We start from the raw sequence: 20429 nt of genomic DNA on the forward strand, positions 1-20429 counted from the left end.
AGGGCTTATTTTTAGCTCTTAATTAGGCTGACTTAGCCCTCAATTGTTATGAATATTGATCGTTACAACCGAATTCAAGAAGTTCTAAAATCAAGACAACCTGACCTCACTCTTTGCCTGGAAGAGGTTCACAAACCAAACAATGTCTCAGCGATTATTCGCACTGCAGATGCCACCGGTGTAAGTAAAATCCATGCGGTTTGGCCAACTGACAATATGAGAACACTTACCCACACATCCGCTGGCGCTCGTAACTGGGTTGAAGTGGATACTCATCAGAATATTGATGATGCCATCGGTCAGCTTAAGCAACAGAACATGCAAATCTTGGTTACCAATCTATCGGAAACTGCGGTCGACTTTCGACAAATTGATTACACCAAGCCAACGGCGATTATTCTGGGCAGTGAAAAAGTAGGAATATCCAAACGAGCTCTTGAACTGGCAGACCAAGATATTGTAATTCCTATGGTTGGTATGGTTCAGTCTCTTAACGTTTCGGTTGCGAGTGCACTTATTCTCTATGAAGCGCAAAGACAACGTCAGCTTGCAGGAATGTATGACAGAGATGAAAGTCCGTTACCGCAAGATCTGATTGATCGAATTTTATTTGAGCGCGGCCATCCAGTTTTAGCCAAAGTTGCAAAGAAGAAAAAATTGCCCTATCCAGAGCTTGATGACCAAGGGCAAATCGTAGCAGACGAAGCATGGTGGGCTGCGATGCAGGCCAAATAACTGGCAAAAAACCTGTACAAAAAAACAGTTCAATGGTTGAATACGCTTAAGTAAATCAATTGATAGAGTCCTGTTATGTCAAAACTTTTATCTGCTGTTCCTCTGACCTCTCTTAGTGGTGTAGGTGCTAAAGTAGCTGAAAAGTTAGAAAAAATAGGACTCGAAACCGTTCAGGATTTGTTATTTCATCTTCCTTTACGTTACGAAGACAGAACCCGAATCTATCCGATAATTAAACTTCATCCCGGCTTATGGGCTGCGGCTCAAGGCAAAGTGATGTCTGTCGATACCATCTTTGGCCGAAAAAAGATGCTTACCGTGAAAATCAGTGATGGTAACGGTACGCTGACCCTGCGCTTTTTCAACTTTAATGCAGGAATGAAAAACAACTTCAATGAAGGCCGTCAGGTCCACGTTTATGGTGAAATTAAACGGGGTAGCTATGGTTTGGAAATTGTTCATCCTGACTACAAATTTTTTACACCTCAGCAAGCACCGGATGTCGAAGCTAACTTAACCCCCGTTTATCCAACGACTGATGGGCTGAGACAAATTACTTTGCGTAATCTGACCGATCAAGCCATGGAGTTATTGGATAAATCTGCGATCCAAGAACTCCTTCCGAATGGACTATATGATCATCAAATGACAATGGCTGAAGCACTGCACATTATTCACCGACCACCAGCAGATATTGATTTATCGCTTTTTGATCAAGGGAGACATCCAGCTCAGCTCAGGCTGATTATCGAAGAGCTTTTGGCACAAAACCTATCGATGTTATCGGTAAGAAGCCAGGGGCAGAAAGAAAATGCCCCTCCAATTCCAGAGTCCGGTATTGACAACTACATACCCACTTTTTTGGGTAACTTACCCTTTTCGCCTACGGGTGCCCAAAAGCGAGTTGTCGAAGAGATTAAACAAGATTTAGCCAAATCCCATCCTATGATGAGGTTAGTTCAGGGGGATGTGGGTTCAGGTAAAACATTAGTGGCCGCACTAGCCGCACTGTCTGTCATAGAAAACGGTTATCAAGTCGCCCTGATGGCACCAACTGAATTGCTGGCTGAACAACATGCCAACAACTTCGCTAATTGGCTAGAACCATTGGGATTAAAAGTTGGCTGGCTAGCGGGCAAGCTCAAAGGCAAAGCTCGTGATACTGCATTAGAAAGTATTGCTAGTGGAGATGCGCATATTGTGGTCGGTACCCACGCACTTTTTCAGGAGCAAGTTGAATTCGCCAAGCTTGCTTTAGTCATCATTGATGAGCAGCATCGTTTTGGTGTTCATCAGCGATTAGAGCTGAGAGAAAAAGGGGCTAAAAATGGCTGGTATCCCCATCAATTGATTATGACAGCCACTCCGATCCCTCGCACCTTAGCCATGACCGCGTACGCCGATTTAGAGACATCGGTCATTGATGAGCTTCCACCAGGGAGAACCCCGATCCAAACCGTTGCCATCCCCGATACGAAAAGAGACGACATCATCAAGCGTATCCATGATGCCTGTCTGGAAGGAAAGCAAGCTTATTGGGTCTGTACGCTGATCGACGAATCGGAAGTGTTGGAAGCTCAGGCGGCGGAAGAGATCTGTCAGGAACTGCAACGAAAGCTTCCGGATATAAAAATTGGTTTAGTTCACGGCAGAATGAAGGCGACAGAGAAGCAATCAGTCATGCAGCAATTCAAAAATAATGAATTGAATTTACTCGTCGCTACAACGGTTATCGAAGTTGGTGTGGATGTCCCCAACGCAAGCCTAATGATCATAGAGAACCCAGAGCGTCTGGGCTTAGCACAGTTACATCAGTTAAGAGGGCGCGTAGGCCGTGGGTCTGTCGCAAGTCATTGTGTCCTTTTATACCACCCACCACTATCTAGGACAGCACAGAAACGACTAGGTGTAATGCGTGAAAGTAACGATGGTTTTGTAATAGCGCAGCGAGACCTAGAAATTCGGGGGCCAGGTGAGTTACTGGGCACCAAACAAACCGGATTAGCCGACTTTAAAATTGCTGATTTAGTCAGAGACCAGCGACTTATTCCTGAGGTCCAGAATATTGCCAGACACCTGCATGAACAATATCCACAAAATGCAAAAGCGATAATAGACCGTTGGTTAGGTGAAAGAGATATTTACTCGAAAGCATAAGACAAGAGAGTTATGGGTGAACATTGACGGTCAGTTGATTCTTGCCCGATCTTTTAGACGCATACATGGCGTTATCAGCTCGACGCAATACCGATGATTCGTCATTATCATCCGTAAGAAACATTGAAATACCAAGGCTTATCGTAACACCAATATGCTCATCCTGCCCGGTATCACATTGGGTTTCATAAATAGTACGACGCAGCCTTTCAGCGATTAATGAGGCTTGTTCTAATCCTGTATGAGGCAAAATAATCGCAAACTCCTCCCCACCAATTCGCCCTATAATGTCACACTCTCTAAGCTCTTCACTACAGATTGCTGTCACATGCTGAATGACACGATCCCCGACTAAATGGCCATACTGGTCGTTAAACATTTTAAAATCGTCAATATCTAACATGATCACACTCGTGTCGTGCTTGTAACGTTTAAATTGACAGAACATGTCGGATAGATATTTTAAAAAGCGGCGGCGATTATAAATACCAGTAAGATCATCACGTTCAACAAGAAGCTTAATTTCATTTTCTAATTTAACTCGTTGCGTGATATCTCGAGCATTCCATACAATGATGGGTTGTTCAATGGTATCAATAAGGTAAGGCGTTATCCTCCCTTCAAACCAATAGTGACCGTCAGCCAAATCGGTCGGTGCAAGAATATAAATTTCTTTAGGTTCTAGACAATAGCTTAGATACTGAGTGCTATTGGTCTCGAGAGCGCGTTGAATCGTATCACTGATAATAGCTGAGAACCGCTGAGAATACGCCTCACTATAGTGCTTACCTATCATTCCGTCATAATCTAGCTCGAACATCCGTTCTTTGCCTGCGAATGCAGCAATGATGTAGCCAGACGCAGTAGCAACATAAATGGCATCAGGGCTATTGCTCACGATTGCATTGAGCATCTCCAACTCAATCATTTCGCGCAGTGAAGAGGTTTCCGCCGTAACCACGTTATTATGTACCCTCAGTCAGTCATGATATGCCAATAACATCATATTCCTTCTGTAATTATTTAACACGAATTTTGGTTTCATTATTTGAATAACACACGACAATTGAACATATTGACTCAGTGGTTCTACACTTTAACAACCTAAAGTGAACCATGGTATAGTCTGTCACTATTGTTTAGGTAAACCATGAATTCACTATGAACATTAAACAATTTTCTCAAAGAATTGGATTGTCACCCTACACACTGCGCTACTACGAAAAAATAAGTCTACTTCGTGATATCAAAAGAGACAGCAGCGGACACAGGCTCTATTCTGAAAATGACATAGAGTGGCTGAAATTCATTATTCGTCTGAAAGAGACTGGGATGCCTTTAGAGAGAATTAAAGAGTACGCAGAACTCAGAGCAAGTGGAGATAAAACTTTTGCTGCTAGGCAACAGCTACTGGAAGAGCATAAGGAAAATCTAAAACACTCTATTGAAGAACAGCAAAGTCACCTCAAAGCCTTAGAAAATAAAATTCACTACTACCAGACCAAAATAAACGCTTGACTTAGAGTTAGCTCTAAGACGTAACCTCAAAATTAAATCACGTTTAATGAGGAATAAGCATGAACCAAAATCGTTTTGAGATTGGATTAGAGCAATTAACGAAGATTGATGGCAGTGCAGGAGAGACGGTTATCGAAAGTTTACAAGATATCTGCCCTGATCTGGCTAAATTTACTATTGAATATCCTTTTGGTGACATTTATACACGGCAAGGATTGGATCTGAAATCCAGAGAAATCGCGACAGTGGCCGCTCTCACCGCAATGGGTAATTGCCAGCCACAATTAAAAGTACATCTACATGCAGCGCTCAATGTGGGATGCACAGAAGAAGAACTCAAAGAAGTCATTTTACAGATGTCTGTCTATGCAGGGTTTCCAGCGGCACTTAACGGGATGTTTGCCTTTAAAGATGTCTTGAATGAAAGCAAAGATGCGTAAGGATGGTCGAGTCCAGATACTTACTCTGGACTCATTAAATAACGGCTAAGTCAGAAAAATAATGCTATTTCGTCGGGAAGCTAAGCTGTACCTTTAGGCCACCTGCAGAGCGATTATTAAGTACAACAGCACCATGGTGCTGACTGACAATCCGTTTAACTATTGCTAAGCCTAAACCTGTTCCCTCACTTCCCCTGGCAGTATCGCCTCTGGTAAACGGTTCAAAAACCTTACTGACCTGATCAGGAGCAATACCAGGGCCATTATCTTCAATACAAACCCAAACCAACGAATTATCCGCAGTCATACCAGTACTGACCCTAACCCATCCGTTGCCATAACGAATCGCATTTACAACTAAGTTGGTGATAGCACGCTTCATCGCGACAGGTTGGCCAAACGCCATTTTCAGTGGCTCAGAGAGTTCCGTTTCAATCTGTAATTCATATCCGCCCTCTGCCGAGGTGACTTCACTGACCAAATCGTTAAAGTCCACCTTCTGAAAGGAATCGGTACTTACCGGTTTTAGGTAGTCCATGAACTGATTAATAATTTGATTACACTCTTCAGTATCGCTGATGATCCCCTCTGCAAGATAGCTATCTTCAGGAGACATCATTTCGGTAGCCAAACGGATACGCGTTAATGGCGTTCTCAAATCATGACTGATTCCAGCCATAAGCAATGCTCTGTCTTCTTCGACCGCTTGAATGCCCTTTGACATTTGATTGAATGCATTGGTTACAGAACGAATTTCGGATGACCCTTTCTCTTCGATTGGTGGTGGGATCTCCCCACGGCCTACCGCTTTAGCCGCATATTCCAATCGTCTTAGCGGACGATTTTGTAAACGAATAAAAATCCAACCACCGAGAATAATCACGATTGCCATGATGAGGCTGTTACGAAACAAAGGGGCAAAGTCTTCTTCCTGTAATTCCGATAAAGGGATACGTAATAACACATTCGGTAACTTGTCTATTTTCATCCATAGAACATAGCTTTTGTCTTCCAGATGCATTCTGACCTCAGTTGGCGATCCCAATTGAGACGTCATCTCTTCACTCATTAAATCTATAGAATAGGAATGCTCGAAGGTTTTTTTTACCTCACCTTCATTTGCATGCGCGGTTACACCCAGCTTTTCAAGAACTTGTTGTCTAACGGGCGCATCAAGTTTAGCCATATCCTGATCGTTAGGATCATCGAGCATCAAACCAATTTCATGCGCTAGTATTTTATTAAACTGCTGAAGACTGGGTAACAAGGCGTAATTAAATACCGCGTAATAAGAATAGAGCTGGTTGACAGCGAGAAGAATCAAAAACAATACGATGGTTTGGGTAAAAGAACTTCGAACGCGCATAAGATACCTTTAAAACAAAAAAGCTCCTGTAAGACAGGAGCTCAACATTACTTCGCTAACTTACCATCGGGCACAAACACATAGCCAAGCCCCCAAACCGTTTGAATATAGCGCGGTTTGCTTGGGTCCACTTCAAGCATGCGACGCAATCGGGAGATCTGTACGTCAATAGAACGCTCCATGGCTGAGTACTCTCTTCCTCGCGCCATGTTCATTAATTTATCACGAGACATAGGCTCTCGTGGGTTATTGACCAGAATTTTTAGTACCGCAAACTCACCAGAAGTGAGTGGCATCGGCTCATCACCACGAAACATCTCGCGAGTGCCTAAGTTCAGGGTAAACTCACCAAACTCCACAATGGATTCTTCAGAACTTGGCGCCCCGGGCGCTTCCTGATTCTGGCGTCTTAGTACGGCTTTAATACGAGCCAGCAGTTCACGAGGATTAAATGGCTTGGGGAGATAGTCGTCAGCACCGACTTCCAATCCAACGATTCGATCGACCTCATCACCTTTAGCCGTCAACATGAGGATAGGAATGTTATTGTTGGTATCACGCAAACGACGACAAATGGACAAGCCATCCTCACCAGGTAGCATCAGATCCAATACCATAAGATGAAAGTTTTCACGCGTAAGTAAACGGTCCATCTGTTCCCCGTTAGCAACACTACGCACGTGAAAGCCTTGTTCCGACAAATAACGTTCCAGCAAAGAACGTAATCTCACGTCATCATCAACGACCAAAATCTTATGGTTTTCCTGCATACAATACCTCATCTAGCTGAACTGACATCTTCAAATGACGATGCTCAGTTTCTCGTAAGAGTAATGTATCACTGTTAAAAAGAAAAAAATGCAGAGAATTGTTAGCGATTATTTCGTGCAATAACAGTGATACCAACGAGTTATAACTGCTAATAATAGAAAAAAAGCGAGATATGTAAATCTATCTCGCTTAACTATGCTAACTGAAGAGAAAATTTAGCTTAAAGTGCGGCGAACGCGTCTGCCACTTTTTCCACGTTATTTTCATTCAGACCAGCCAGACACATACGTCCACTGGCAATCAGATAAATACCATGATCTTCACGTAATACATCAACTTGAGCAGAGCTAAAACCAGTATAGCTAAACATACCTTTCTGTTTGATCAGGAAGCTAAAATCTTTCTCTGGACGAAGCTCTTGTAGGCGCTTATAAAGAGTTTCACGCATTGTCAGAATACGTGTACGCATACCATTCACTTCATTCAACCACATCGCTTTTAGTTCATCGGTGTTCAGAACATTAGATACCACTACAGCGCCATGCTTAGCTGGGCTAGAGTAGTTGCGGCGTACCGTTGCTTTTAGCTGACCTAGAACACGAGTGGCTTCTTCTTCATTAGAGCAAACTACTGATAATCCACCAACGCGCTCACCGTAAAGAGAGAAGATTTTCGAAAACGAGTTACTGACAAACGCGATAACATCCTTCTCCTGAGCAATTTTACGAATCACGTAAGCATCATCTTCCATGCCTTCGCCGTACCCCTGATACGCCATATCGAAAAATGGAATCAATTTGTTCTGCTTAACAACGTCAATCACTTGGTCCCACTGTGATGGCGTTAGATCGACACCAGTTGGGTTGTGGCAACAAGGATGAAGTAACACGATGCTTTGTGCGTCGAGAACTTTGATAGAAGCCAACATGCCTTCGAAATCAAGCATTTTGGTTTCAGGATTGAAATAAGGATAAGAATCCACGTCAAACCCCGCCCCTGCGAAAATGGCGTTATGGTTTTCCCACGTAGGGTTACTCACCCAAACTCTTGACTGAGGGAAGTAGTGATGGAGAAAATCAGCACCGATCATCAATGCACCAGAACCACCAAGAGTTTGAATCGTTGCAACACGCTTGTCGCTTAAAGCTGAATGGTCTGCACCAAAAACTAAATGCTGAACCGCCGAACGATAAGGTGCTAAACCTTCCATCGGCAAATAAATACAAGGTTCATCAGCTTTCGCAACCAGTACCGCTTTTGATTCTTTTACGGAATCAAGCGTTGGGATCTTACCGTTTTCGTCATAGTAAAGACCAATACTTAGGTTTACTTTGTCAGATCGGTCATCCGCCATAAATTTTTCCATTAGAGACAATATTGGGTCTCCAGCGTATGGGGTTACATGTTCGAGCACAGAAATTCTCCTTTATAATTTATACGTGATAACGATCTGAACGATGGTTCAAAGCAATAATGAGGTTAAGAATCAACCCACAAATAATGGATAAACCTAACTCGTAAACGCCGACAACTGATAATGAAACGAGCATGATAGTAACGTCAACGCCCATTAAAATCCATCCGGCTCTAATACCAAAGCGATCTTGAATAAACAGAGCAAGAATATTAAATCCACCTAAGCTCGCTTTATGACGGAATAGAATGATAAATCCAGCACCAAATAAGAAAGCACCAAAAATGGCACCGTATAACGGCTGCAACATATCGATATGGATAACATAAGTCTGAGTATTAGTAATAAACGAGACTAGACCAACGGCGATAAACGTTTTGATGGTAAATTGCCACCCCATACGACGAATCGCCAGGTAATAAAAAGGCAAGTTGATTAAAAAGAAAACCGTGCCAAACGCGATATTAAGTTTATAATGCAAAAACAGCGATAATCCCGCAGTTCCGCCGGTTACCATTCCAATCTGCTTAAGGAATAAGACGCCGAATGAAACGAGGCAGGTACCCATCAAAAGAGCGATAACGTCCTCAAACCAACGATGGCTGATACTTTTTTCTGTTTTCAAAACTGCTGCGTCCGACATAACATCTTCTTCCCTAAATAATGATCACACAAATACAAGAATGCATATTTTGTGCAGCATTAATATCACAAAGAAAGAATCGTGCAAGATTAAATTATAATTAGATTTTATTGTGCATAAATAACTATAAAAATGCACCATTCGTGATCAACACCTTCCTTGGTTGCCACTTTCTAGTGCATGTGCTCAATCAGAATTTGTCACCACTCCGTATTCTTTTACTCGATCCAGTACGACAGACGTTTTAATATGTGCAATCAGTTTAGTTGTAAAAATGCGGTTAATTAAACTGTTCAAACTCTCGAGATCAGAAACAACACATTTAAGTAAATAGTCCGCTTCCCCAGTGGTTTTAAACGCATCGAGGATAGACTGTTCTCGATTCACAAAATCCAGAAACTTATGTGCTTTTTCCTCTTCATGACTGAGGAGTTTCACTTCAACCATAGCAATCACTTCTTGCTGTAGTGCTCGGGGAGACAAGCGGGCGTGATACCCAAGGATAAGCTTATCATTCTCTAGACTAATACGACGACGAGAACATTGAGACGGTGATAATCCCACTAACTCACTTAGCTCTTGGTTGGTCAGGCGTCCGTTTTCTTGCAATAACGTGAGTATTTTTACATCAAATTCATCAAGATCATTTTCCATAATGGGACCAGCAAAATCGTACTTACAGGCGCTTGAGTGTATCAAACTCAGTTAGCTTAGACCTACCCTTTTTCCGGCTCTGTATTGGAATATTACTCTGCTAATCTGGAACTGGCATAGGAATTGCTCTGGCAACTCCGCATGCAATAACTTTATATTCATTAATAAGAGCGTCGGCCAACATTCTTATTACTGACTTTAGGAAAAATAATAATGAAAGGAAATTCATCGTCGGAGAATCTGCATCGTGGTTTGAAAAATCGCCACATACAGCTCATCGCACTTGGTGGTGCAATCGGTACCGGACTCTTTCTTGGTATAGCTCAGACCATAAAAACAGCAGGTCCTTCAGTTCTACTTGGCTACGCTCTCGCAGGTATGATTGCATTTTTTATCATGCGCCAACTAGGTGAAATGGTTGTAGAAGAACCCGTAGCTGGCACCTTTAGCCATTTTGCCAAAGAGTATTGGGGTGATTTTGCGGGTTTTATGTCTGGTTGGAACTATTGGGTATTGTATATTCTTGTAGGGATGGCTGAGTTAACCGCTATTGGTATCTATGTTCAATATTGGTGGCCAGACATGCCAACCTGGGTATCCGCTCTGATCTTCTTCTTGTTAATTAACGCGATCAATCTTACCAACGTAAAAATGTTCGGTGAATTAGAGTTTTGGTTTTCGATTATCAAAGTCGTTGCCATTATCTGTATGATCGCATTCGGTATCTACTTACTCACATCTGATCATGGTAACCCAGAATCGACAATCACTAACCTTTGGGCGCAAGGTGGCTTTATGCCTAATGGTTTCAGTGGTCTCGCGATGGCGATGGCGGCAATTATGTTCTCTTTTGGTGGACTAGAGTTGATTGGTATCACAGCAGCAGAAGCCGAACATCCAGAGAAAAGTATTCCGAAAGCCACCAATCAGGTTATTTACCGTATTCTAATTTTTTATATTGGTTCTTTGGTGGTACTGCTTTCTCTTTATCCATGGCAGAAAGTCGCAGAAGGTGGCAGTCCATTCGTTATGATTTTCCACGCACTGGACAGCAACTGGGTTGCGAATGTTCTTAACGTGATCATTCTAACGGCGGCACTATCGGTATATAACAGTTGCGTCTATTCAAACAGTCGTATGCTTTTCGGCTTAGCGAAACAAAAAAATGCACCTAAAGCTCTACTTAACGTTAACAAACGTGGTGTGCCAATGACGGCATTGGCTGTTTCTGCCATTTCGACAGGACTATGTGTGGTGATTAACTACTTCATGCCTGGAGAAGCATTTGGTTTTCTGATGGCTTTAGTGGTTTCCGCTCTGGTACTGAACTGGGTCATCATCACGATTACTCATATGAAATTTAAACTCACTAAGATTAAAAACAGAGAAAAAACACAATACCCATCTTGGGGCTACCCAATCACTAACTGGATTTGTCTGTTCTTTTTACTTGGTGTGTTAGTCGTGATGTATCTGACGCCCGGAATGCGTTTGTCGGTTTACCTACTTCCAGCCTGGTTGGTCGTCATGGCTATCGCCTACCAAATCAAAAAGCGTAAAGCAGATTCCCATTTATCTCCTGCCGAAGCGTCTTCATAAAGCTAACATTTTCAGGGCTGAATCTATCAGCCCTGATAGCATTATTCCTGACCTGGCTTACCAAAACCATGCCAATAGATGGGCCACCCCGCGCCTACACCAACGTTATTGACCAGCGAAGCAACAATAACTAGTGCCACACTTCCCAGTAAGACTGGTGATATGAGAAAACTCAATCCAACCACTGTTTTTCCTGCCAAAATTATAACAATAGGATTCGCTCCCGCTGGCGGATGTACTGCTCGACACCATTGCATTAGAGCTATCGCGACACCCACGGCAAGAGATAACACAACAACCGAATCACCAAATAGATACAGCGCCGCCAATCCAACAGACGCAGTAATCAGATGACCTCCTATCACATTTCTCGGCTGCGCTAATGGCGACGCTGGCGCGGCAAACAGAATTACGCACGTTGCGCCAAAAGGTGCCATTAACCAAGGTACACCGGAATATTGTCCAAGTAGAGATAAGATCAGAATTCCGACACTACCGCCTATTAACCCTTTAACTACTTGTATAATGGATGGTTTGGGTGGAAGTTCACCCCCTCCGCGTAATTTATTCATCTTGCCTCCAACTAACTTTTAAGTATTTTCCCACATATGTACAGATCTGTTCCATTCGCTTTTTATAATACAGATCTGTACACTTAGCACAAGCGCATTATTGAATAATTTGAAGGGAAGAGTGTATGAGCAAGAAAGAACATATATTGGATATTGCTGAGAGGTTATTTAATCAATTTGGTTATACCGCAGTCGGAGTCGACCTTATTCGCGACGAAGCCGAGGTATCAAAAACCTCGATGTACCGCCACTTCGGCTCAAAAAACAAACTGATTGAAGCCGTACTTGATAGACGCCACCTTCGATTCGAATATAGTCTGGAAAAGAGTATCGATGCTGCAGATTCAACTGAAGATAAACTGGATGCTTTGCTTGAATGGCACTTCCAATGGTTTCAGCAGGACGACTTTAAAGGCTGTATGTTCATGCATGCGGTCGCTGAATTTAAGCAAAGCGACCAACAGATAACCGATATTTCAATTCAGCATAAACAGTGGCTGAAGTCCTTACTAAATTCAGTTATCGCGAACAATAAAGAGCAACCTAAGAACCAACCTCTCAAAGTAGAGATGGCGTTTACCTTCCTAGAAGGAATGATTATCCGTAGTGAATTTGAACATAATGCCGCACTATTTTCTGAATACCGGAAAACAATGCATGAAATATTATTGGCGCACTAAGCGCCCTTCGCGATCTCGATAAAATGTTCTAATACCGCAGACTGGCTATCCTTTCTCCATACCAACTCGATATTGATTGGTAAATTGAGATCCTCAAGTTCAATAATAGAAAGACCAGATGGCAATCCCTTGAGTACCGTTCGGGGAACGATAGTGCACCCCACGCCAGACGCCACGAGGGATAACATGGTGATTGCATCACTTCCTTTCTCAATAATACGTGGCTCTAATCTCCGCTGCGCAAAAAATTGGAGTAACTGATCGTGAAAGATGGGGCTCTTCTCTCGCTCAAACCAGATAAATCCCCAATCTTGAATATCTCTCAGGTAACGAGGTTTTTGCTCAAGTAATGGAGAATCTGACGGAACCACCAATGCCAGAGAGTCTTCGTACAATATCATAGAGTTTAGTTCGGGTAATGCTGGCGGCAACATCAAGATTCCAGCATCCAAACGCCCCTTTAAGATCGCATCAAGTTGAGGACCTGAAAGTAAGGTATCAACATCTAGCATTACTGCAGGAAACGCTTTCCGATAGCGTTTTAAGAGCTGGTTTATCTGCTCTAACCACAGAATCATAACGGTCACTCCAATACTCAACTGACCTTCTAAACCCTGTCCTACTTTTTTCGCTTTATTTTTGGCTTTATCGAGCTGAGCCAGGACATCTTGAGTATCTTGCAAAAAGATTTCACCAGCCGGTGTAAGTTCAACACCAGATGAATGGCGTAAAAATAAAGGACAACCAATATCTTCTTCTAATAACTTGATTTGTCTTGTCAATGCAGGCTGAGCGATATGAATCGCTCGGGCTGCAGCGGAGAAAGATCTCGCCACTGCGATCGCATGAAAATAGTGAATCTGTTTTAAATCCATATCAAATTGCTATTGGAGGGTAATAAATTAACTATTTTTATTATCGCACACACCGTGTGACACTGCTAAATATCGCCGAATAAGTTTTATAGAGGAATTATTTATGCAGACGTTTCTTGAATCATGTCTTGATGATCTTATTGCCCTGCGCAAAGATTTACATCAACACCCAGAACTGGGGTTTGAGGAGGTTTATACATCGACAAAAGTCAAAAGCATTCTCAACGAACTGAAGATTCCATATGTAGATGGCTTGGGTCATACCGGTCTCGTTGCCACTATCCATGGAACTCAACCAGATAATGGTAAAAAAATTGGCTTAAGAGCGGATATGGATGCACTGCCAATGACCGAGAAGACAGACCACTCTTACTGCTCGAAACATGCTGGACGCATGCATGCGTGTGGTCACGATGGTCACACAACCATATTGATCGGTGTCGCCAAATATCTTGCTCAACATAGAGATTTTTCTGGAACGATTTATTTGATATTCCAACCGGCAGAAGAAGGATTGGGGGGCGGAGATGCCATGGTAAAAGATGGATTATTCGAGCGATTCCCAATGGATGCCGTGTACGGACTACATAACTGGCCTTATCTCGAAGCAGGAAAAATTGCGGTCGTCGATGGCCCCGCGATGGCATCCTGTGACCGATTAGATATTACCGTCAATGGGCTGGGTGGACATGGTGGTGCAACACCTCATTTAACGATAGACCCTATTAGAGTCAGCGCCTCTCTGGTTCAATCTCTGCATACCATCATTAGCCGCGAAGTCGCGCCCTCCGATCAAGCGGTTTTGAGTCTATGTGCAATTCAGTCTGGTGAATTAAACGCTTTTAATGTCATCCCCGAAAAGGCGTATCTGAGTGGGACCGTCAGAACGTTCTCACCTCAGGTTCAGGATGATATTGAAGCGGCGGTTAACAGAATATGTGCAGGAGTCGGATCAAGTTACGGCGCTCAGATTGATGTCAATTATCAGAGAATTTATCCGGCAACAATTAATACTTCCCAGTGCAGCCAGTTGGTAAGAGAAACGATAGAGAACGTTTTTGCGCCGGGAACACTCGACAATTCAGTCTCACCCAGTTTAGCCAGTGAAGACTTTTCATTCCTGCTTAATGCCTGTCGCGGTGCCTACATTTTTCTAGGTAGTGCCAGACATGAAAATGATGAGCCTTTGCACAGTCCAAATTATGATTTTAATGATAATGTGATTATTACAGGAGCAACGTTACTTGCTTCTGTCGCATTGAGAGCTTTGGAGTCATAGGTAACCCAAAACGAATAGCGCTCAATGACTGAGCGCTATGGTTCTTAGAACGATATAAATTCTCTATTTCGTGATGGTTTCATTCCTTCACTCTGGTTAGCCACGCGATTCATTAGGCCGCTCGACCGCCAAGGTAGAGTTCACGAATTTCAGGATCGTTAAGTAAGTCTTTGGCTTTACCTTCAAGAGCCACTTGTCCCATCGCTAGAACATAGGCCCTATCCGACATTTTCAAAGCTTCGATCGCATTTTGTTCTACCATCAAAATCGTGACTTGTTCCTGCTCGCGTATTTTAACGATAGCATCAAATACATCCTGTAGCATTTTAGGTGACAGCCCAGCAGAAGGCTCATCCAATAATAAAATCGATGGCGACGGCATAAGTGCTCTGGCAAGCGCGAGTATTTGTCTCTCTCCACCGGACATAGACGAGGCAGAGTCAGACCACTTTTTCTTTAGGATAGGATATTGCTCGCACAGCTCCTCAATTCTTTGCTCTTTCTCTTGTGGACTCATAAATAAGCCCCCGGTATGCAAATTCTCTTTTATCGATAACTGAGTAAAAACATTATCTGTCTGAGGAACAAATCCCATCGAGCATTCGCGAGTTTTTCGGTGAACCGGAAGGTGGCCAACCGACTTTCCCTGCATAGAAATATCACCTTCACGAGGAAGTAAAAACCCCGCTATAGTTTTGAGTAACGTTGATTTACCACACCCATTCGGCCCCAGGAGAGTAACAATCTCACTCTGCTGTGCATGTAAACTGATACCATTGAGAATATTGATTCCTGGGGTGTAGCCAGCAACGAGATCCTTCACTTCAATCATACCGCCTCCTGCATTTCACTAAAGTTACCGCCAAGGTAAGCACTGAGGACTTCCTTATTTTTCGACAAATCTTCCGGTAAACAATCTGCCACAATATCGCCTCGATTTAATACGATACAGCGATGGCACAATTCGCGAATAAACTGCATATCATGCTCAATAATAATCAGAGAAAGACCTTTGCTATTTAATCTAACTAGGGTATCAACAATACTTTTTCTTAGATTGGGATGAACACCAGCCATAGGCTCATCAAGCATAAGTACGTCAGGTTCACCCATCAATGCACACGCAATACCTAATAATTTCTTCTGACCGCCAGAAATAGCAGAGGCTGGTAGATGGCTGACTTTTGTCAGTAACAGTTCTTCAAGAATCGCTTTTGCCTTATGCTTTATTTTAACGTCAAGCTCGGTCATGGCTCGTGTTTTGAACAGGTTTTGCCATAAATTGTGCTGTTGCGTATCGGCCGCCATCACGACTTCCAGAACCGACATTTTTGATGGCATAGAAGGTAACTGGAATGTGCGAGCAATCCCAGTGCGAATAATTTCATGAGGTTGGCATTTCTCCACATTGACATCTTTAAGAGCTATTTGCCCCCCGTCTGCGGGAGTAAAACCAGAAATAACATTCAGTAGCGTGCTTTTGCCCGAGCCATTTGGACCCAGCAAACCTAATATCTCGCCCTTTTCTAACGAAAAGGAAATATTCTCTAGCACATGATTTCCGCCAAATGATTTTGAAATATTGGTAACATTCATTAAAGAACTCATCGTATTTCCCTCACTTGTTCAGGTATTAATCCATCCGACTTTTTCAACAAACATAAAAGTAGAATGAAGCCAATGAGCCCCAGACGAATAGCACCACTGGTATCCGCACTGATATTAAAAATATCTTTGGCAAATGGGATAAAGTTGTAAAGTAATTCGATAATCAAACTACCTACGAGTACCCCTGAAACTCGACCTATCCCGCCAATAATAACCATACTCCAAATCACAAATGTTTCTGAAGAAAGGAGATAATCAGGACTGACATAATTCATATAGAGTGCCAATATCATTCCGGCTAGAGCGCCAATAATGCTACTCAATACCAAAGCCTGGCATTTGATCGATAGGACGTGATATCCAAGACACATGGCTAGTTGAGGCTCTTCGCGGATGAGTCTTAATGCCCGGCCAAATTTACTGATATAGACTTGTCTGCATAGCAAAGCCGTTATGCAGAGAAGAACGGCAGTGATAACGAAAAAGATGTAGGACGAACCTGCGGTATCATTGAACCCACGAATTACTATATGACTAATGCCTTGAGCCCCACCCGTCAGGTCATCTTCATTGAAAGCAATCATACGAATAATTTCAGCGACAGCCAACGTTGCGATCCCCCAATAATCTGCCGCCAGTTTGCGGCCTAGCATTCCTATCGCAAGAGCTAAAGTGGCCGCTATAACCAATCCTGCAAGAACAGAAAACAGTAGCGGAATATCCCACATCATACCCATACCTATCGCGTAGGCTCCTATTCCCACAAAGGCGATGTGTCCAAAATTAAGTAGTCCCGTCCACCCAGCCTGAATATTCAGCGCTAAAGCGACCAAACCATAGATTCCTGTCATGATGATGACGTGCAGTAAAAACTCAAACACGATGCAGCTCCTTGCTAAATAAACCGTGAGGTCTGACAAGCAATGCGACAATCAAAACGGTAAACGATATCGCGTTTACATACATCAGAGGGATATATAGAGGATCACCCCCGAATAACATGCCAAAATCGATAGTTGTCGCAAGTGTTTCGGTTAAACCAATTAAAGCGGCTCCAGCTACAGCGCCGACAGGATTGCCAAGCCCTCCCAATATCGCAGCAGCCAGAACAGGCAGTAGCAAATCGTTTCCCTGATTGATATAAGCGCTTGAGTTCAAAGCAAGTAAAGCCCCACCCAACCCCGCCAGGGCGCCAGCAATAAAGTTTACTAATGGGATAATAGTTTGAGCATTAACGCCCGATGCCTGAGCAAGAGCTTGATTACTGGCCAAAACACGAATAGATAAACCAAGTTTGCTACGAAATAGTAATAGCGAAAACAGGACAACCGAAAGAAGCGAAATGGTTGTCGAAACAATTTGGTAACTGGATACTCTCACATCACCGAAAACAATAATTTTACTTATCGGTAAATTGTAGAGAATCGGTGATGATCCCATAACACCTAACATAATCGCAGTAATGACCATTGATACGGCCAATGAACCTATCATGGCATTGGCTGAACCCGATTTCGCCAATGTGGTAAATACGGCGCGATGAAGTATTAGAGCGATAAGCCCACAAACAACGCAGGCACTCACCAGAGCTAGGGGAAATGGTAATCCTGACTGTAGTAATAAGGCGGTGCCATAGGCACCTACCATTGCGTACTGTACAAATGTAATATTGGGAAATTTCACCAAGCCATAAACTAGGCTGACGCTTAAAGCAATCAGTGATAAATCCGCAGTACGTATCAATACATCTGTAAGAAATTGCATCATAAGATCCTCCTTACCTATTTGAACTAACGCAGCTCAATTTTGCCCTCGGCAATTTTTACGCGCTTATAAGGTTGAGTGGTTCTCATATGGTCTTTATCTAGATTGAACGCACCGGTAATTCCTTCATATGAAGGGGCGATATCTTGCATTGCAGCCTGAACTTTATCTGGATCACTAGACTTCGCTGTTTCGATCGCCTTGGCTGCTAGCATCACGGCGTCATAAGCAAAACTTCCATAGGCGGATTGAGGCGCCTTGTGATATTCAGCGGTATAAGCGTCAACATAGTGCTTACCATCAGGCCCCAAACTTTGAACTTCCATACCTCGCTGACCGTTGGTGTATTCTTTCGGCGAATCTCCGGTACTCATAGTGAGATACTTTGCATACCATGGGGTTTGATTTAAGCCTAGCTGGTAAGCATCACGATTTAATACGATCGCATCTTGTCCGTAACTGGTATAAACATAAACGTCAGGTTTTAAGCGACTCAATCGATCAAGTTCACTTCGGTAGGTTGGTTGGCCCATTTTATACAACACAGTACCCACGATTTTCCCACCAGCCTCTTTGAAGAACTTCGAAAACTGTTTTACGGTTCCTTGTCCATAGGCACCATTGGGCGCAATCACAACGGCGCGTTTGTATCCGAGATCATAAACATCTTGGGCTGAGAATTGAGAAGAAAGGTTATCGAGCCCGATGACGCTGTAAGAATAATCACCGATGTTACGAATATCGGTACTGGTACCCGATATGTTGATATGAATTCGTTTTTGCTGCTCCAGATACTGGCCAACTGGAATAGTCACACTCGAAGAAAAGGAACCAATAACAACAGGAACATTGTTCACTTGAACCAGTTTCTTCACCGCACCAAGTCCAGTCATAGGATTACCAGCAGAATCTTCAAAAATCACTTTTACCGGCTCACCAAGAACACCGCCTTTGTCGTTCAGCTCTTTGACCGCAAGCTCGATACCTCTTTGCTGATCGATACCGTTTTCTGAGCTGCCTCCAGTCAAAGGTAAAATCGCTCCAAGCTCGATATCTGCGTTGGCAAAGCCACTCACGAACACACCACTACTTAGGCTCATTGTGACCAAAAGGCTTTTAAAACATTTAGATTGCTTCATGAATCTCTCCTTGTCATGAATTCTGACACTATGCACATGATCTTTGAGTGCAAAATCCTTAGTCTACGCAAAGTGCATTACAATGTGTATACACTTACTTATGCACTTTAAGCATCAGATATGCCAAGTTATAAGATCCCCTCCGACATCACTCTCTTGCTGTCACTAATTTTCTATCCCTCATTAACAGCTTAGTCATTGATAAAAATATAAATTAATCGTGTTTCTAGCGTGTAGGATGGGTGACAAAAAAATTATATAGGGTGTTACAATCAAGCCGTTTTATATAAAATTACATATCCGAGCACGGATCTATTTGGTGCATTGTTGCTCAAATTAGTGCGAAAATTTAAATTATAAAGTGTATACACTTATTTCTTGCGTTATATTTAGAGCTATGTTAGTTGTAAAAAAAGCGGTGAGTTATCTCACTGTCATCGGGAAGGAAAGTTATTGTGGCAGAAAGCAAGCGAGGCACTCGTAAGGCTGATAGCGTTGATAAAGTTTATTCAGAATTAAAAACATTATCGATAGACTATTATTTTAAACCTGGAAAGAGAATTAATGAAGTTGAATTAGCTCAGAGGTTTGGTGTATCTCGAACTCCTATAAGAGAAGCACTTAACCGTCTTGCGAAAGAAGGCTTTATGTATTTTGTTCCAAATAAAGGTTTTTATGCTCGAGATATGACACCTAAAGGTGTTCATGAATTATATGAATTAAGAGCAATTATAGAGCAAGCCTCATTCCAGTTAGCATGCCAAAGAGCGTCAGATGAAGATATCGAAAAAGCGGCTCAAATATGGGAAGAGAGTTGCCGTACCTTGCCCGAACCCGAGCAAATAACGGATTGGACTCCAGTTGCCCTGATTGATGAAAAATTTCATATGGCAATTGCAAAAATGGCTAATAACTCAAGACTTTACGAGACACTTGAAAGTCTAAATGCATTAAGTCGATTTTACAGAAGAATCGATCTTGAAACACCTAACCGAAGAAATAATGCTTACGATGAACATGTTGAAATAATTAAAGCACTACGTAATAGAGATATTGAACATGGTGTTAAATTATTAGAAAAACATGTTTCTTTAAGTTCACAACATGCTGTTAGTGTAACGAAAGAAGGACTAGCAAGAATATTTATTGGCGATATTAGCTTAGACGATATTTAAATATATTCAAACCAGCTAATATATTTATTTTTAATAATTA

At 42.5% G+C, this 20429-nt stretch carries 21 protein-coding genes; 8 read left to right on the forward strand and 13 right to left on the reverse strand.

Translation table 11 applies throughout. The annotated features are described in order from the left end of the window. Positions 1 to 48: 48 nt before the first annotated feature. Positions 49 to 735: a tRNA (guanosine(18)-2'-O)-methyltransferase TrmH gene (gene trmH / locus EES38_RS19730; RefSeq protein ID WP_124938943.1), complete on the forward strand. Its 687-nt coding sequence runs from the start codon at positions 49 to 51 to the stop codon at positions 733 to 735. A 75-nt stretch (positions 736 to 810) separates the two neighbouring features. Beyond that, complete coding sequence (gene recG, locus EES38_RS19735; protein ID WP_124938944.1) at positions 811 to 2892, forward strand: ATP-dependent DNA helicase RecG; 2082 nt, start codon at positions 811 to 813, stop codon at positions 2890 to 2892. 10 nt (positions 2893 to 2902) lie between these two features. On the opposite strand, the gene EES38_RS19740 is transcribed toward recG, so the two are convergent. Next, positions 2903 to 3853: a sensor domain-containing diguanylate cyclase gene (locus EES38_RS19740; RefSeq protein WP_124938945.1), complete on the reverse strand. Its 951-nt coding sequence runs from the start codon at positions 3851 to 3853 to the stop codon at positions 2903 to 2905. 200 nt (positions 3854 to 4053) lie between these two features. On the opposite strand from EES38_RS19740, the gene EES38_RS19745 reads away from it, so the two are divergent. Together EES38_RS19745 and EES38_RS19750 are read left to right on the forward strand one after the other, a co-directional pair. Next, entirely contained in the window at positions 4054 to 4410 is a 357-nt protein-coding gene (locus EES38_RS19745; RefSeq protein WP_124938946.1) for a MerR family transcriptional regulator, read from the forward strand. A 59-nt stretch (positions 4411 to 4469) separates the two neighbouring features. Beyond that, entirely contained in the window at positions 4470 to 4850 is a 381-nt protein-coding gene (locus EES38_RS19750; RefSeq protein WP_124938947.1) for a carboxymuconolactone decarboxylase family protein, read from the forward strand. 64 nt (positions 4851 to 4914) lie between these two features. On the opposite strand, the gene envZ is transcribed toward EES38_RS19750, so the two are convergent. The 5 genes from envZ to EES38_RS19775 all read right to left on the reverse strand — a co-directional run bounded on the left by envZ (position 4915) and on the right by EES38_RS19775 (position 9698). Further along, entirely contained in the window at positions 4915 to 6216 is a 1302-nt protein-coding gene (gene envZ, locus EES38_RS19755; protein ID WP_124938948.1) for a two-component system sensor histidine kinase EnvZ, read from the reverse strand. A 47-nt stretch (positions 6217 to 6263) separates the two neighbouring features. Then, a complete protein-coding gene (gene ompR, locus EES38_RS19760) occupies positions 6264 to 6986 on the reverse strand; it encodes an osmolarity response regulator transcription factor OmpR (protein WP_124938949.1) in 723 nt (240 codons plus the stop codon). Positions 6987 to 7207: 221 nt separating this feature from the next. Beyond that, positions 7208 to 8401, reverse strand: coding sequence for an amino acid aminotransferase (locus tag EES38_RS19765; protein WP_124938950.1), 1194 nt, complete (start codon positions 8399 to 8401; stop codon positions 7208 to 7210). Positions 8402 to 8420: 19 nt separating this feature from the next. Beyond that, positions 8421 to 9044 carry a YitT family protein gene (locus EES38_RS19770; RefSeq protein ID WP_124938951.1) on the reverse strand — a complete coding sequence of 208 codons (624 nt, stop codon included), beginning with the start codon at positions 9042 to 9044 and terminating at the stop codon, positions 8421 to 8423. A gap of 186 nt (positions 9045 to 9230) precedes the next feature. After that, positions 9231 to 9698: an Lrp/AsnC family transcriptional regulator gene (locus EES38_RS19775; protein ID WP_124938952.1), complete on the reverse strand. Its 468-nt coding sequence runs from the start codon at positions 9696 to 9698 to the stop codon at positions 9231 to 9233. 213 nt (positions 9699 to 9911) lie between these two features. Here EES38_RS19775 and EES38_RS19780 point away from each other — a divergent pair, with 213 nt between their 5' ends. Continuing rightward, entirely contained in the window at positions 9912 to 11297 is a 1386-nt protein-coding gene (locus EES38_RS19780) for an amino acid permease (protein ID WP_124938953.1), read from the forward strand. 41 nt (positions 11298 to 11338) lie between these two features. Here the strand turns inward: EES38_RS19780 and EES38_RS19785 are convergent, their stop codons facing one another. Next, positions 11339 to 11869, reverse strand: coding sequence for an HPP family protein (locus EES38_RS19785; RefSeq protein WP_124938954.1), 531 nt, complete (start codon positions 11867 to 11869; stop codon positions 11339 to 11341). Between the two features lie 125 nt (positions 11870 to 11994). Between EES38_RS19785 and EES38_RS19790 the strand changes: the two genes are divergently transcribed. Further along, on the forward strand, positions 11995 to 12549 hold the full coding sequence (locus tag EES38_RS19790) for a TetR/AcrR family transcriptional regulator (protein WP_124938955.1): 555 nt from the start codon (positions 11995 to 11997) through the stop codon (positions 12547 to 12549). On the opposite strand, the gene EES38_RS19795 is transcribed toward EES38_RS19790, so the two are convergent. Continuing rightward, positions 12546 to 13424 (reverse strand): LysR family transcriptional regulator, encoded by an 879-nt coding sequence (locus EES38_RS19795; RefSeq protein ID WP_124938956.1) that lies wholly within the window; start codon positions 13422 to 13424, stop codon positions 12546 to 12548. The genes EES38_RS19790 and EES38_RS19795 overlap by 4 nt on opposite strands. Before the next feature lie 103 nt (positions 13425 to 13527). Between EES38_RS19795 and EES38_RS19800 the strand changes: the two genes are divergently transcribed. Next, positions 13528 to 14703: a M20 aminoacylase family protein gene (locus tag EES38_RS19800; RefSeq protein WP_124938957.1), complete on the forward strand. Its 1176-nt coding sequence runs from the start codon at positions 13528 to 13530 to the stop codon at positions 14701 to 14703. A 112-nt stretch (positions 14704 to 14815) separates the two neighbouring features. Here EES38_RS19800 and EES38_RS19805 read toward each other — a convergent pair whose 3' ends face one another. From EES38_RS19805 to EES38_RS19825, 5 genes are read right to left on the reverse strand one after another with little or no spacing between them, the layout of a single operon-like run. Continuing rightward, a complete protein-coding gene (locus EES38_RS19805; RefSeq protein ID WP_124938958.1) occupies positions 14816 to 15535 on the reverse strand; it encodes an ABC transporter ATP-binding protein in 720 nt (239 codons plus the stop codon). After that, positions 15532 to 16311: an ABC transporter ATP-binding protein gene (locus tag EES38_RS19810; protein ID WP_124938959.1), complete on the reverse strand. Its 780-nt coding sequence runs from the start codon at positions 16309 to 16311 to the stop codon at positions 15532 to 15534. Before EES38_RS19810 ends, EES38_RS19805 begins: the two co-directional genes overlap by 4 nt. Then, the gene (locus EES38_RS19815; RefSeq protein ID WP_124938960.1) at positions 16308 to 17192 is read right to left on the reverse strand and encodes a branched-chain amino acid ABC transporter permease; all 885 of its coding nucleotides are present in this window, start codon (positions 17190 to 17192) and stop codon (positions 16308 to 16310) included. The genes EES38_RS19810 and EES38_RS19815 overlap by 4 nt, the downstream gene beginning before the upstream one ends. Next, on the reverse strand, positions 17185 to 18078 hold the full coding sequence (locus EES38_RS19820) for a branched-chain amino acid ABC transporter permease (RefSeq protein WP_124938961.1): 894 nt from the start codon (positions 18076 to 18078) through the stop codon (positions 17185 to 17187). Before EES38_RS19820 ends, EES38_RS19815 begins: the two co-directional genes overlap by 8 nt. 23 nt (positions 18079 to 18101) lie before the next feature. After that, a complete protein-coding gene (locus EES38_RS19825; protein WP_124938962.1) occupies positions 18102 to 19214 on the reverse strand; it encodes an ABC transporter substrate-binding protein in 1113 nt (370 codons plus the stop codon). Between the two features lie 455 nt (positions 19215 to 19669). Here EES38_RS19825 and EES38_RS19830 point away from each other — a divergent pair, with 455 nt between their 5' ends. After that, on the forward strand, positions 19670 to 20389 hold the full coding sequence (locus EES38_RS19830; RefSeq protein ID WP_124938963.1) for a GntR family transcriptional regulator: 720 nt from the start codon (positions 19670 to 19672) through the stop codon (positions 20387 to 20389). Positions 20390 to 20429: the final 40 nt, after the last annotated feature.

This window comes from Vibrio viridaestus, assembly GCF_003856525.1.
Classification (GTDB): Bacteria; Pseudomonadota; Gammaproteobacteria; order Enterobacterales; family Vibrionaceae; genus Vibrio; species Vibrio viridaestus.

Coding starts and splice junctions, on each gene's coding strand:
- trmH (WP_124938943.1), top strand. CDS start 49: ATGAATATTGATCGTTACAACCGAATTCAAGAAGTTCTAAAATCAAGA.
- recG (WP_124938944.1), top strand. CDS start 811: ATGTCAAAACTTTTATCTGCTGTTCCTCTGACCTCTCTTAGTGGTGTA.
- EES38_RS19745 (WP_124938946.1), top strand. CDS start 4,054: ATGAACATTAAACAATTTTCTCAAAGAATTGGATTGTCACCCTACACA.
- EES38_RS19750 (WP_124938947.1), top strand. CDS start 4,470: ATGAACCAAAATCGTTTTGAGATTGGATTAGAGCAATTAACGAAGATT.
- envZ (WP_124938948.1), bottom strand. CDS start 6,216: ATGCGCGTTCGAAGTTCTTTTACCCAAACCATCGTATTGTTTTTGATT.
- ompR (WP_124938949.1), bottom strand. CDS start 6,986: ATGCAGGAAAACCATAAGATTTTGGTCGTTGATGATGACGTGAGATTA.
- EES38_RS19770 (WP_124938951.1), bottom strand. CDS start 9,044: ATGTCGGACGCAGCAGTTTTGAAAACAGAAAAAAGTATCAGCCATCGT.
- EES38_RS19775 (WP_124938952.1), bottom strand. CDS start 9,698: ATGGAAAATGATCTTGATGAATTTGATGTAAAAATACTCACGTTATTG.
- EES38_RS19780 (WP_124938953.1), top strand. CDS start 9,912: ATGAAAGGAAATTCATCGTCGGAGAATCTGCATCGTGGTTTGAAAAAT.
- EES38_RS19785 (WP_124938954.1), bottom strand. CDS start 11,869: ATGAATAAATTACGCGGAGGGGGTGAACTTCCACCCAAACCATCCATT.
- EES38_RS19790 (WP_124938955.1), top strand. CDS start 11,995: ATGAGCAAGAAAGAACATATATTGGATATTGCTGAGAGGTTATTTAAT.
- EES38_RS19795 (WP_124938956.1), bottom strand. CDS start 13,424: ATGGATTTAAAACAGATTCACTATTTTCATGCGATCGCAGTGGCGAGA.
- EES38_RS19800 (WP_124938957.1), top strand. CDS start 13,528: ATGCAGACGTTTCTTGAATCATGTCTTGATGATCTTATTGCCCTGCGC.
- EES38_RS19805 (WP_124938958.1), bottom strand. CDS start 15,535: ATGATTGAAGTGAAGGATCTCGTTGCTGGCTACACCCCAGGAATCAAT.
- EES38_RS19810 (WP_124938959.1), bottom strand. CDS start 16,311: ATGAGTTCTTTAATGAATGTTACCAATATTTCAAAATCATTTGGCGGA.
- EES38_RS19820 (WP_124938961.1), bottom strand. CDS start 18,078: ATGATGCAATTTCTTACAGATGTATTGATACGTACTGCGGATTTATCA.
- EES38_RS19825 (WP_124938962.1), bottom strand. CDS start 19,214: ATGAAGCAATCTAAATGTTTTAAAAGCCTTTTGGTCACAATGAGCCTA.